The organism is Variovorax sp. P4_D9, from assembly GCF_056401695.1.
Genome location: NZ_JBFUIU010000249.1, coordinates 1 through 11,577 on the forward strand (window position 1 = coordinate 1; position 11,577 = coordinate 11,577).

General features: G+C 65.4%; 12 protein-coding genes and 4 pseudogenes. 7 read left to right on the top strand and 9 right to left on the bottom strand.

Annotation, left to right across the window (positions count from 1 at the left end; genetic code table 11):
• Positions 1 to 280, top strand: a pseudogene (locus tag AC1DY5_RS24740) (cyanate transporter); the annotation flags it as partial.
• A 139-nt stretch (positions 281 to 419) separates the two neighbouring features.
• Here the strand turns inward: AC1DY5_RS24740 and AC1DY5_RS24745 are convergent.
• From AC1DY5_RS24745 to AC1DY5_RS24765, 5 genes are read right to left on the bottom strand one after another with little or no spacing between them, the layout of a single operon-like run.
• Positions 420 to 1,343, bottom strand: a complete 924-nt coding sequence (locus AC1DY5_RS24745) for a Bug family tripartite tricarboxylate transporter substrate binding protein (protein WP_478115668.1) — start codon at positions 1,341 to 1,343, stop codon at positions 420 to 422.
• On the bottom strand, positions 1,261 to 2,427 hold the full coding sequence (locus tag AC1DY5_RS24750; protein ID WP_478115650.1) for a Bug family tripartite tricarboxylate transporter substrate binding protein: 1,167 nt from the start codon (positions 2,425 to 2,427) through the stop codon (positions 1,261 to 1,263). Before AC1DY5_RS24750 ends, AC1DY5_RS24745 begins: the two co-directional genes overlap by 83 nt.
• 38 nt (positions 2,428 to 2,465) lie before the next feature.
• The gene (locus AC1DY5_RS24755; RefSeq protein ID WP_478115652.1) at positions 2,466 to 3,425 is read right to left on the bottom strand and encodes a 2-hydroxyacid dehydrogenase; all 960 of its coding nucleotides are present in this window, start codon (positions 3,423 to 3,425) and stop codon (positions 2,466 to 2,468) included.
• Positions 3,426 to 3,427: 2 nt separating this feature from the next.
• Positions 3,428 to 3,568: a hypothetical protein gene (locus tag AC1DY5_RS24760; RefSeq protein WP_478115672.1), complete on the bottom strand. Its 141-nt coding sequence runs from the start codon at positions 3,566 to 3,568 to the stop codon at positions 3,428 to 3,430.
• Positions 3,532 to 4,491 carry a mandelate racemase/muconate lactonizing enzyme family protein gene (locus AC1DY5_RS24765; RefSeq protein ID WP_478115654.1) on the bottom strand — a complete coding sequence of 320 codons (960 nt, stop codon included), beginning with the start codon at positions 4,489 to 4,491 and terminating at the stop codon, positions 3,532 to 3,534. Before AC1DY5_RS24765 ends, AC1DY5_RS24760 begins: the two co-directional genes overlap by 37 nt.
• 258 nt (positions 4,492 to 4,749) lie before the next feature.
• On the opposite strand from AC1DY5_RS24765, the gene AC1DY5_RS24770 reads away from it, so the two are divergent.
• Positions 4,750 to 5,139, top strand: a complete 390-nt coding sequence (locus AC1DY5_RS24770; RefSeq protein ID WP_478115656.1) for a FadR/GntR family transcriptional regulator — start codon at positions 4,750 to 4,752, stop codon at positions 5,137 to 5,139.
• Entirely contained in the window at positions 5,114 to 5,449 is a 336-nt protein-coding gene (locus AC1DY5_RS24775) for a FadR/GntR family transcriptional regulator (protein ID WP_478115658.1), read from the top strand. Before AC1DY5_RS24770 ends, AC1DY5_RS24775 begins: the two co-directional genes overlap by 26 nt.
• A 456-nt stretch (positions 5,450 to 5,905) precedes the next feature.
• On the opposite strand, the gene AC1DY5_RS24780 is transcribed toward AC1DY5_RS24775, so the two are convergent.
• Complete coding sequence (locus tag AC1DY5_RS24780; RefSeq protein WP_478115660.1) at positions 5,906 to 6,265, bottom strand: helix-turn-helix domain-containing protein; 360 nt, start codon at positions 6,263 to 6,265, stop codon at positions 5,906 to 5,908.
• Positions 6,266 to 6,362: 97 nt separating this feature from the next.
• On the opposite strand from AC1DY5_RS24780, the gene AC1DY5_RS24785 reads away from it, so the two are divergent.
• Positions 6,363 to 7,247 carry an alpha/beta hydrolase gene (locus AC1DY5_RS24785; RefSeq protein ID WP_478115662.1) on the top strand — a complete coding sequence of 295 codons (885 nt, stop codon included), beginning with the start codon at positions 6,363 to 6,365 and terminating at the stop codon, positions 7,245 to 7,247.
• A gap of 22 nt (positions 7,248 to 7,269) precedes the next feature.
• Positions 7,270 to 7,550, top strand: a pseudogene (locus AC1DY5_RS24790) (thiolase family protein); the annotation flags it as partial.
• 262 nt (positions 7,551 to 7,812) lie between these two features.
• Here AC1DY5_RS24790 and AC1DY5_RS24795 read toward each other — a convergent pair.
• The 3 genes and pseudogenes from AC1DY5_RS24795 to AC1DY5_RS24805 form a co-directional block, all read right to left on the bottom strand.
• Positions 7,813 to 8,007 (bottom strand): annotated as a pseudogene (locus AC1DY5_RS24795) (carbonic anhydrase); the annotation flags it as partial.
• A gap of 467 nt (positions 8,008 to 8,474) precedes the next feature.
• Complete coding sequence (locus tag AC1DY5_RS24800) at positions 8,475 to 9,140, bottom strand: peroxiredoxin (protein WP_478115670.1); 666 nt, start codon at positions 9,138 to 9,140, stop codon at positions 8,475 to 8,477.
• A gap of 231 nt (positions 9,141 to 9,371) precedes the next feature.
• Positions 9,372 to 10,133, bottom strand: a pseudogene (locus AC1DY5_RS24805) (DUF924 family protein); the annotation flags it as partial.
• 334 nt (positions 10,134 to 10,467) lie between these two features.
• On the opposite strand from AC1DY5_RS24805, the gene AC1DY5_RS24810 reads away from it, so the two are divergent.
• On the top strand, positions 10,468 to 10,716 hold the full coding sequence (locus AC1DY5_RS24810) for a hypothetical protein (protein ID WP_478115664.1): 249 nt from the start codon (positions 10,468 to 10,470) through the stop codon (positions 10,714 to 10,716).
• A gap of 333 nt (positions 10,717 to 11,049) precedes the next feature.
• Positions 11,050 to 11,577, top strand: a 528-nt coding sequence (locus tag AC1DY5_RS24815) for a hypothetical protein (RefSeq protein ID WP_478115666.1), incomplete at its 3' end; no start/stop codon positions are given.

The following is an 11,577-nucleotide window of genomic DNA, read 5'->3' on the forward strand; positions in this document are numbered from 1 at the left end:
GTTGGGCTGCGGGCAGGGCGGGGGGTTCGCGCTGGCGCTCAGCCTGATCGTGATGAGATCGCCCGACGCGACGGTGACGGCGCGGCTCTCGGCCATGGCGCAGGGTTGGGGCTACGTGCTCGCCAGCGCAGGTCCGCTCATCGCAGGCCTGCTGCGTGGCTGGACGGGTGGCTTTCAATCGTCTGCGATGTTGATGGTGGTCATCGCGGCGGGCATGGCATGGAGCGGCTGGGGTGCAGGCAGGCGGATGGTCGTGTTGCGCGGCGATCGCGGCGGCTGACAAGCCCAGCACGTCGCACGGCCTCGGGGGCTTCCCACGGGAACGCAGTCGGCTCGGCTTCTCCAAATCAAAGGTTCACATCATCACACCGGGGCTTCGACCGGAGCTGGATCTACGCCAGTCCTCGTTAGCCTTTGGCTCAGTCAGCCGTGATCTTTCCGGTCTCGATCACGTTCTTCCAACGCGCGTACTCGGCCAGCTGGAAGGCGGCGAATTGCTCGGGGGTGTTGCCGACGACTTCGAGCCCGAGTTCGGCGAACTTCTTCTTCACTTCCGCATCGCTGAGCGCGGCGATCAATGAGGCATGGATCTTATGCTTCACGTCTGCCGGCAGGCCCTTCGGCGCTGCCACGCCTTGCCACGAATACACGCTCAGGTCCTTGACGCCAGCTTCCGCGAGTGTCGGCACATCAGCCAGCACTGGCGAGCGCTTGTCGCCTGTGGTGACCAATGCGCGCAGCTTGCCGGCGTTGATCTGCGACAGCACCGCATTGACATTCTGGAACGAAGCATCCACCTGATTGCCTAGCAGGTCGGAGATCGCAGGCGCACCGCCTTTGTAGGGCACATGAACCCCGGTGGTGCCGGTCCGCTGCCACATCAGTTCCGCTGTGAGATGGTCGGATGCACCGTTGCCAGAAGATGCGAAGGTCATGCGGCCAGGATTGGCCTTCTCGAAAGTGAGCAGATCTGCCAGCGTCTTGTGCGGCGAGGCCGCTGGCACTACCAGTACGTTTGGTGCCTGAACAGCGACCGTGAGCAGATCGAAGTCCTTGCGAGGATCGAAAGGCAGGCTCTTGATCAAATGCGGCGCCACCGAGAAGGGCGCCAGCGATGCGACCAGTAGGGTGTAGCCATCGGCGGGGGCGCGTGCCACTTGGGCAGCCCCGATGGTGCCACCGGGACCTGCACGATTGTCAACTACGAAGGACTTACCCAAGTTCGCTTGCATCTTCGCGGCGAGAGCACGCGCCAGCATGTCAGTCGCACCGCCGGCCGGAAAAGGCACGACGATCGTCACCGCTTTCTGGGGCCAGGCCTGCGCCTGGGCCGACGGAGCCATTGCAGCACCAAGTGCAAGAGTGCTGGCCGCCACGAACGCGGTCATCTGATTTTTCATGAGATTCATCACTACTCCGCCTTGATGTTGTGTCCTTGACCACCTTGCCCCAGCGCTGTGTCTCGGTACGCATCCAGTCCGCGATCTGCTGGCGGTTCATGGCCGATGGCTCCGAGCCGAGTTCCTCCAGGCGCTTGGCGAATTCAGGGCGCGCCACGATGCGTTGCATGGCCTCCTGAAGCTTGTCGAGCACGGCAGGCGGTGTGTTGGCGGGCGCCAGCAGTCCCTGCCAGGAACCCGTGACGAAGTCCGGAATCTGCGAGGCGACGGTCGGCACGCCGGGGGTCGCCGCAAACGGCTTGGCGCTGGTGACCGCAATGGCCTTGACCTTGCCGCCCTGCACCAGCTGGTTGGTGGCGACCACGCTCGCCATCGCGCTGTCGATCTGGCCGCCCGCGAGGTCGGCCAGGGCCTGGGAGCCGCCCTTGTAGCCGATCACGTTGAACTCGAAGCCGCGGTTCTGCGCGAGCAGGATGCCCGCAAGCTGGCTGATCGAAGCCAGCGGCGTGCCGAAGGTCACRGGCTTGCCGCTCTTCTTGGCGTAGGCGGCGAGCTCGTCGATGTTCTTCACCGGCAGATCGTTCCGGACCACCAGCAGGTGCGGCGAATAGGCCGGAATCGCGATGGGCGTGAGGTCCTTCTGCGGGTTGTAGCTGAGCTGCGGAGCCACGCTGGGGCCGATGGTCAGCACGCTCATGTCAAGCAACAGCAGGTTGTAGCCGTCCGGCGCGGACTTGGCGACGAACGCCGCGCCGATGTTGCCGTTGCCGCCGGCCTTGTTTTCCACGATCACCGGCTGCTTGAACATGTCGCCCAACTCCTTCCCCAGCAGGCGTCCCAGCACGTCGGACGTGCCGCCCGCCGGGTTGGGCACGATGATGCGGATCATCCTGCTGGGGTAGCTCGCCGCGTCCTCTGCATGGACCGGAAGGGATGCGCCGGCCAGCATCGCCACGGCGGCCATGCCGAGCAGCGTGCGCCTGGCGAGGGTGGAAGAGGACAGCGTGGTTGAAGTCTCGGCTTTCATGGGGTTCTCCGTGGATGTGTGGACGCAAGGGGAGGCGATCAGGGCGCCCGGTAGATCACGTTCAGGAGCGGCTGCGCCTGCTGCAGGCGCGTGATGTTCCCGGCCATGAAGCGGTAGCGCCGCTCGAGCAGGTCCGGCGTGATGGCCGAGATGTGAGGCGTGGCGCGAACATTCGGCAGAGCGTGCAGCGGCCACCGCGACGGATCGACTGGCGCCTGGCCCTTCTTCGGGTACTGGTACCAGACGTCGAGCACGGCGCGCGCGCGGGGCTTGTCGCGCAGCGCTTCGTACAGGGCCTGCTCGTCCACCACTTCCGCGCGGGCCACATTCACCAGCAGGGACTGCGCGGGCAGCAGCGCGAGCTGGCGCGCGCCGATCAGGCCGCGCGTGCTGTCGTCCAGTGGGCAGCAGATCACCAGTGCCTGAACCCGGGAAAGCACATCGTCCAGTGCCGACACGGCGACGAACTCGTGCGCCAGTTCCGCCTGCCCCTGCCTGCCGCTGCTCGTGACGGCGATCACGTGCATGCCGAAGGCCCGCGCGCGCCGCGCGATCTCCTGGCCGATGTGCCCGAAGCCCAGGATGGCGAGGGTCCTGCCGTGGGCTTCGTCGTGCGGGGCCCGTTGGGCGTAGGCCTGCGCCCAGGCGGCCGCATCGAGTCGCGGCGGGTACTGCCAGAGCTGCAGGCAGTGTTCAAGGATCGCGTGCAGCGTGAACTCGGCGATCGGCACTTCGTGGCCGTGCACATTGCACACGGTGGTTCCGGAAGGCAGCGACTCGCAGGCGACCTGTTCCCATCCGGCGCCGGGCACCTGCAGCAGCCGGCAGCGCAGGCGCGCGGCCACGTCGGCACTGACGCTGTTGCCGATCACTACGTCGGCCTCGATGGTGCCCGCTTCGGGGAAGGCCTCGAGCGCTTCGACCTGGTGCTCCGGGCCGAGCAGCGCGCGCAAGCGTGGCGCGTTGGGCGCATGGAGCCCGACGATCTGGATGTGCATGGCTAGCGGCTTTCGCGGACGACGAGGCCCGGCTGTTGCTTGAAGGCGTCCTGCAGACGAGTGCCCAGGCCGGCCGCCACGGGTGGCTGGGCCATGCCCTCGCGGATCACCGGCAGGTCGGTGACGATGTCTCGCGGTACCAAGTGGCCAGGGTGGCGCGCACCACCTCCTGGTAGATGGCCGTCGGCGCGTGCAGCGCCATCTGCAGGCCGGCCATCAGCGTGACGGGGCCGGTGCAGTCATGCGGCGCCAGCGGCCGGTTGTAGGCCTGGGCCAGCGCCGCGATCTTGCGCCCCTCGGTGAAGCCGCCGCACCAGGCCAGGTCGAGCATCACCACGTCGAGCGCGTCGGCGGCCAGCAGGTCGCGGAAGGGGCGCAGGCCGCCCAGCGTCTCGCTGCCGCACACCGGCACCCGTGTGCGGCGCCGCAGGTCGGCCAGGCTGGCGGCGTCGTCCATCTTGCACAGCGGGTCTTCGACCCAGAACACGCCGTAGTCTTCCAGCGCCTGGCAGATGCGCAGGGCCGAGTGGTTGCCGAACAGGCTGTGCAGTTCGCACATCACCTCGATGCGGTTGCCGACGGCCTCGCGGATGCGGCGGAACGGCTCCAGGCCTTTTTCCAGGTCGGGCAGGCTGATCAGGTGGCCACCGYTGGCCGGTGCATAGATGTCGAAGGGCCAGATCTTCATGGCCTTGTAGCCTTCGTCCAGCAGGCTGCCGGCGAGGGCGCCGGCATCGCGCATGAAGGCAACCTGGTCGTCGTAAGGCCCTTGGGACTGGTCGTCCGCGCCGATGTCGCGACGCTTGCCGCTGGTGTTGAAGCTATAGCCTGCACAGGTGTTGTAGACCGGCACGCTCGGGCGCGCCGCACCGCCCAGTGCTTCGTGGATGGGGACCCCCTGGCGCTGGCCGGCCAGGTCCCATAAGGCGATGTCGATGGCACTGGCCGAGCGCACCTCCACGCCGGAGCCGTTGTAGCCCACGTACGGCGTGAGCAGGTGGCGCGAAATGCCCTCGATGTGCCGAGCGTCGCGCCCCAGCAGCCCGGGCGCGAGTTCCTCATGCAAGCAGGTCTCGACCGAAGCCGCGCCGCGAAGGTCTCCCCCAGCCCGACGAGGCCGTCGCTCGTCTCCAGCTCGAGCCAGATCAGGCTGGGTCGGTCCGGCAGGCGGTAGGTGCGGAGGCATCGGATGATTGACATGATTGACATGATTGACAGCTTTTTATATCTTTAATTGCCAAAATAGCGTTGATCGAATTTTCCGTATCGGGAAAATAGGTGTCAACGCGAGATATTCTGTGCTTACCCTGTATAAAGCTGTCATATGACTTCATTGACCATTTCGGCGGATCGGCGGCTGGGCGACAAGGTCTACGAGGACCTGTTGCAGTTGCTCGGCACGCCGGGCTTCGAGCCGCGCGCCCGGCTGCCCGGCGAAACGGCCCTGTCGCAACGCCTGGGCGTATCGCGGCCGGTGTTGCGCCAGGCGCTGGCGCGCCTGCGCGACGAGGGCCGCGTCTACGCGCGCAAGGGCTCGGGCACTTTCGTCACCGATGCGCTGCCCCAGGCCAGGCCCCCCTCGCTCAGCACGCTGAACAACATCGCGGACATCCGCGCCTTCCTCGAATTCCGGCTTCGTGGAAGGCGAGGCCGCTGCCCGTGCGGCACGGATGCGCACCGCGGACGAGATGCATCACCTTCGCCTGTGCCGTGAGCGCTTCGAGCAGGCGCTGGCGGATGGAAGCGACGCGGTGGAGGAAGACATCGCCTTCCACGACGCGGTGGCCCAGTGCTGCGGCAATCGCTTCTTCAGCATGACGATGACGGCGCTGGCCCCGCAGACCCGCTTCAGCATCGGGCTCTCTCGCAGCCTGGCAGGGCGACCTCGCGGCGAGCGCCGGACTGGTGTGTGCCAGGAGCACGCGGCCGTGGAACAAGCCATCGAGCTGCAAGATGCCACCGCCGCGCGGCAGGCGATGGAGGCGCACCTGCGCGGGGGGATCACGCGGCTGTTCGGCCACTGACTCCCTGCTTGGAGTAATACGGCTTTGGAATTCGCGTTGACCGACTGCTTCGACACGCAGCGAGCCGGGGTTCCCGGGGCCCAGTCCGATCTGTCGAATATCCTCGGGGAACTTCTGTAGGGCAATCTGAAGCGGTGTTGCTCGTGATGTCCTTCGGTCGCTGCGAACCCGAATAGAGGTATCGCGCCGGAGTGCAGATCTGGCTGCTCGTTCCTCCGAACAGCAAGTCACCTTCCCAGTGACAGGAGCGGCCCGATCTTCCACCGTGGCCGGGTGCTCGTTGTTGACACCATCAAGGCGAGTAAGGCTGTGAAGTTCACGGCTGGCAAATCCTGGAAGGACGGAAGCGAACGCCAGCGCCCAGTCTGATCCAGAAGTCCGGGTCACGGACGCCGAGCGAGTTCGCACCGAAGCAGGATTTGGCAATGCGCTCGGACTGTATCGACGCCGTCGCCCCTAAATCCGCTCCCTGGGGATGCCGGTAACGGTCACAGGCGACGGATCGCGCGCCGCCCGCTTGAAGATCGACGGCGAGACGCCGGTGTGCTCCTTGAAGAAACGCGAAAAATTGCCTGGCGCTGAAAAACCGAGATCCATTGCGACCTCGGTCAGAGCGCCGCCTTCGGCAACGCGGCGCATGGCTTCCTCGACCCGCACGCCGCTCCAGAACACCTGAGGTGTCGTATTGAGCTGATCGCGAAATAGAGCGAAGAAGTGCGCACGCGACAGTCCGACTTTCGCCGCGATCTCATCAGGGCCGGCCCTGCCGCACCTCAGCGTCTTGAACACCGACATGGCGGTGGTCGCGGCTTCCACCGGGCCGCAGATCAACGGCGGAAGCGGTTCTCGCCTTCGGGAAAGGAGCCGCCTGAGCGCATCCGCTTTTCAATCCTACAGTTCCAAGGACTATTCGATGCCGAGTGCTGATTTTGATGCCCTGCTCGCCGTGTTCCGCACGTCGCAACTCGCGGGCGAGCGTTCAGTGGACGACGCCCGTGCGGGCTGGGAAGCGCTGGCCGCGCGCTTTCCGCCGGCCGATGACCTGAAGTACACGCCCGACGTGGCCGACGGCGTGCCCGTCGAATGGGTCGAGGCGCCGGGCTCTGATCCGGGCCGCGTGGTGCTCTACCTGCACGGTGGCGGCTACGTGCTGGGCTCGGTGCCGAGTTACCGCGCCTTCGCGGGCCGCATCTCGCGCGCCGCGGCCGCGCGCGTGTTGCTGGTGGACTACCGGCTCGCGCCCGAGCATCTGTTCCCGGCCGCAGTGGACGACGCAGTCACGGCTGGCCGCTGGCTCGCGCGCCAGCCTGGCGGCTTCTCGCGCGTGGTGGTCGCGGGCGATTCGGCCGGCGGGTTCTCGCTGTCGCTGATGCTGGCGCTCCGCGGTGCGGGCCATCCACTGCCGGCGGCTGTGTGCATCTCGCCTTCGACCGACCTCGCCAAGACCGGTGAGTCGATCCGCGGCCGCGCGCACATGGATCCGATGGTGAGCGTGCCCGGCACCTATGCGCATGCACGCCGCTATCTCGGCGAGCAGGGCGACCCGACGAACCCGTTGGCCTCGCCGCTCTATGCCGAACTGAGGGGGCTGCCGCCGCTGCTCGTGATGGTCGGCACACACGAGATCTTGCACGACGATGCGACGCGACTGGCCGAGAAGGCGCGCGCCGCGGGCGTGGACGTCACGCTCGAGATCGCGCAGGACATGGTCCACATCTGGCCCTTCTTCGCGGCCATCCTTCCAGAGGCGGCACAAGCCGTCGACCGCATCGGCGCCTTCGTACGCGCCCATGCCTGAAATCTACCGAACAGAGACCCTCATGCTCCTCGATGACATCGTCGTCCTCGGCACCGTCCGCACCGCCATTGGCACCTTCGGCGGTGCGCTCAAGGACATGCCCAGCACTCAGCTGGCCATCACGGCCGTCAAGGCTGCGCTGCAGCGCAGCGGCGCCGCACCCGACAATCGGCCACGTGGTCTTGGGTAACATGATTCCCACCGACGCGAAGGACGCCTGCCTCTCGCGCGTGGCCGCCGTCGACGCCGGCCTTCACCGTCAACCGGCTGTGCGCCTCGGGCTTACAGGCCATCGTCTCGGCGCGCACGCAAACGAGAAGTCATCACTGGTCACTAACGCTTGCACGACAGCCCGCTTTGGAGCGCAACGTACAGCCGGTTAGGGCCCGAGCTCCCACTTCGATGGAGAAAAGAGCGGCATTTGAAAAGTCGAGGGCGCCCGGTCGCCAGTGGGCAAGCAGGCAGGCTATGACTGCAGTACCTTGTGACCAGAAGTTGATGCCAAGGTGTCCTTCGCTGCTGAACGACCGGAATCGGCCTCACAGCGTGGATTCACTCCGCGGCAATGGAGGATCGCAACCGAGGGATCGAGTCCAGTGATCTCGTTCGCGGAAACGCGGCTGTCGGCGCATCCAATCCACATGTACCGCGGGGTTTGCTGCTGCGCCAAACGGGAGAAGAATCCTGGGCGAATTGCTTCGTCGTTCGCGAAGCCGGCGGGCGGCCACGTACTTGTCACCGACCTTGTAGATGGTGACATCGAAGGGGGCGCCGCCCACTGTCGTGACGGAGCGTCCGTCCTTGATCTCGAGCTTGGCGGGAACGCCGAACTTTGCATCAGGGTGAGCACTTCATCCGGCTTCGTCTGCTTCACATCCACGCTGGTGGTGATCGATTGCTGGCCGGGCGGAGCCAAGTCGCCAATCGGCCGAAGTTCAGGCGCCGGGACGCTGTCATTCGTGAACTTCCGGTAGTGGCCGCGAGCACCAGTTCGCGGCCGTGCCTGGCAGCTGACCTTCGGCGTGATCGCCGGTTGGCCAAGGACTGCGATCGGCGAGTTTGGCGAACAGGCGGTCCCGGCCAGGAGGAGTCTTTCGAAGTCGTCTGAGAATTTGCGTTGAAGCGGACGTTAAACGCCCTATCGGCCGGCTGCGGCCCGATGCTACGAGGAGCGCCGGATCGGGACAATGCACGGCCAGCTAATGGTGCATTGGCCAGATTGATGAATCAGAAGATGCGCAACGACGGATCGCGCACGTAGCGCAGATAGGGACGCACCTTGCGGAAGCCGCCCTGCTCCGCGAACATCTGCTCGGCCTCCTCGTCCGAGATGAACGGCAGCACGACCGTGTCGTCGCCCGGGTGCCAGTTGGCCGGCGTTGCGACATGGTGCCGGGCCGACAGCTGCAGCGCATCGAGCACGCGCAGGATCTCGTCGAAGCTGCGGCCGATATAGGCCGGGTAGGTGATGATCAGCTCGACCCGCTTGGCCGGCGAAATAATGAACACGCTGCGCACCGTCATGGTCTCGCCGAGATGGTCGCCGTGGCGGAAGGTGGTCGGATCGAGCATGCCAAACAGCATCGACACGCGGCGTTCCTTGTCCGCGATGATCGGGAAGTTGACGGTCGTGTGCTGGGTCTCGTTGATGTCGGCGATCCAGCGCGCGTGGTCCTCGGCGCCGTCCACGCTGAGGCCGATCACCTTGGCGTTGCGCGCGCTCCATTCGGGCGCCAGCTTGGCGGTGGCGCCGAACTCGGTGGTGCACACCGGCGTGAAATCGGCCGGGTGCGAAAACAGCACGCACCAGCAATCGCCGATGAAGGCGTGGAAGTCGATCGGGCCCAGGCTGGTCTCGGCATGGAAGTCGGGCACGCTGTCGCCGATGCGGATGTAGCCCTGCTTCTTGAGCTGCTCCTGTGTCTTGCTGAAGACCTTGTCCGGCCCGAGGTACTTGAACTCGAAGGCGCCGTGCGGCGCCTCGTCGACATCCGGCAGCAGCGTCTGGTATTCATGGTCGAGCAGCTTCACCATGCGCCGCTTGACCGAGCCCGCGAAGACGAAGTCGCCGTCCGGGCCGCGCACCAGCGGCAGGTCGAAGCGGAACGAGCTGTTGTCGAGGAAGTCGTTCTCGGCCGCGGTGTTGGCGCGTTGCAGCACCTTGTTGCGGTGGGGAAAGCGGCCGAAGCGCTGGATCACGGCGACGTGACGRTGGAAGATTTCGTGGAAGGCATTGAGCGGGTCGTCGGACGCCAGTTCGATCATCGCGCGTCCCCATTCCTCCATGCACAGGTGCTGGTCGTCGAGCGCCTCGGAGTGGGTCAGAACTAGGCACAGGAAGACCCTTTCGACCGGGCGCAGCCGCTCGGCCACGCCGACGCGCAGGCCGCGCTTCACGAGGTCGCGGCAACGCGTATCGCAGGCGTACATCTGCGGCGTGTCGCGGTACATGTTGCGCGGAAACTGGTCGAGGATGATGACCAGCGCCACCAGCAGGCGCGGGTGGTCGACGTCGAGTGCCCAGTGGTCGTAGTGGCCCTTGGCGGCCAGCGCGACGTCGGCGCCGAAGCGGGTCCAGATCTCCTGGTCGGTCTGCTCGGACTTGCCGAACCACAGGTTGAGGCATTCCTCGATGTTCGGTCGCAGCATGTACTGCAACACCTGCTCGGCCTTGTCGATTTCGGCGGCCGCGATCTGGATGCCTTCGAGCTTCAGCAGCATGCGCAGTTCGCGCCGCAATGTCTCGGTGTCTGCTTCCGACAGGGTCTCGCGTCCGTCGAGGCCCGCCAGGATCACCTGCAGGCTCTGCTGGATACGGCGGCCCAGCACCTCCGGAGGGTTCTCCGCGGAGAACAGGTCCATCAGCATGGACAACAGATCGGCCATTTGCGGGTCTCCTGGAGAAGGCGAAACAATCTACATCATTGGTCTCGATTTGTCCCGACGTCCTTGCGTATCTAGAGCGTATCGATGAGTCCCGCGATGTCGTCGGCCAGCTGCAGCCGACTCAGGCGGTGAGAACGATATGGATCCGGCGTCCGCCAAATTGGCGCGCGGACGGCCATGAGGCGTCGCATCGTAGCGGGCATCGCTTCGGAACGTACCCCATTGAACCGATGGGTGCTGCCGCGCAACACAGGTTGGGCGGTCCGTTCGGTGTAGCGCCGAGTGGCTGAGTCCTGAGTGCCCCGGTGTCACAATGACCGCAGGATGCCATCGCATGATTCGCTGCATCGAACCGCGGGACAGCCTGGCCGATCTCGCACCGCACCAACATCGGCTTACGCTACGCGGCACGTCACCGCTCTTCGAGGGCAGGCGCTTCGTCTGCACGATGCGCAATGACCGGTTCGCGAACGCTTTTCGCATCCTGAACATGCAAAGCGAATGGAAGTCTGATAGCGGCGAGGCCATCGCCGAGCGCCGGCGATCGAACTGGCCGACTAGTCCGGGACTTTCTGCGATCTGAAACGGATTCCGATCCCGGAAACGCTGTTCCGATTGCATTTGGCAGATCCGGCGCCCGAAGCGGTCGATGACGGCCGTCGTCGGCCTATGCGGCGACCGATGGCCCAAGAAGGACTTGCGCCCATTGCGCGGGAGGGAGTGGATTGTTTCCGCCCGTCCGGACACAGAACCAAAGGGTGCAATGACCATTGCGATCCGCGATCGACATGAGGTCGCCGCCTTGCCCGACGGCCGGCAGGCTACTCGCTGGATTGGCAATCACCGAGGCAGTGGTCGGTATTGAGTGAAGTAAATCATTGCCAGGATCTCGGGCGGTGTATGGGACCAGTCGAATTTGCGGTCCTGCTTCGGACTGAAATACGCCGCCACAGTCGCCACTACCAACTCCATTGATGCCGATCTCTCCCTCGCCTGTAACACCGGTTTGCCCAAATCCATAGACACCGGAATTCGCCAGCAAGTCCACCTGAGTCAGGTCTGGACGCGCAATGCTCCCTGCAAAACCAACGACGCCGGGCGCACTGATGTCGTGGCCATCAAGGTTGGCCGAACCGCCCACACCGACCATGCCAGGGCCCGGTATCGTGGTTTGGATCGGACGCTCATCTGTGAATACCTGACCTGGTGTGCCTTGGCCGAAGACACCGACATTCCCGGTTACCCTCTCGCCGGGCATAGGTGTTTTGCCACCGGCGAGACCGACCAGCCCTGGTCCGTGCAACCCACCATCGGAGGGCTTGGTGGCACCCCTGCCAATGACGCCTGCTGTCGGGTATCCGACCCCATCGACTCCACCGATACCTACGACACCAGGTCCAAAGGCGCCTTCCCCATGCACTCCCACCCTGCCTTCGCCGTGGAC

Bases quoted from the DNA above. Each gene is read 5' to 3' on its own strand.
- AC1DY5_RS24745 (WP_478115668.1), bottom strand. From the start codon at position 1,343: ATGGCTCCGTCGGCCCAGGCGCAGGCCTGGCCCCAGAAAGCGGTGACG.
- AC1DY5_RS24755 (WP_478115652.1), bottom strand. From the start codon at position 3,425: ATGCACATCCAGATCGTCGGGCTCCATGCGCCCAACGCGCCACGCTTG.
- AC1DY5_RS24770 (WP_478115656.1), top strand. From the start codon at position 4,750: ATGACTTCATTGACCATTTCGGCGGATCGGCGGCTGGGCGACAAGGTC.
- AC1DY5_RS24775 (WP_478115658.1), top strand. From the start codon at position 5,114: ATGCATCACCTTCGCCTGTGCCGTGAGCGCTTCGAGCAGGCGCTGGCG.
- AC1DY5_RS24785 (WP_478115662.1), top strand. From the start codon at position 6,363: ATGCCGAGTGCTGATTTTGATGCCCTGCTCGCCGTGTTCCGCACGTCG.
- AC1DY5_RS24810 (WP_478115664.1), top strand. From the start codon at position 10,468: ATGATTCGCTGCATCGAACCGCGGGACAGCCTGGCCGATCTCGCACCG.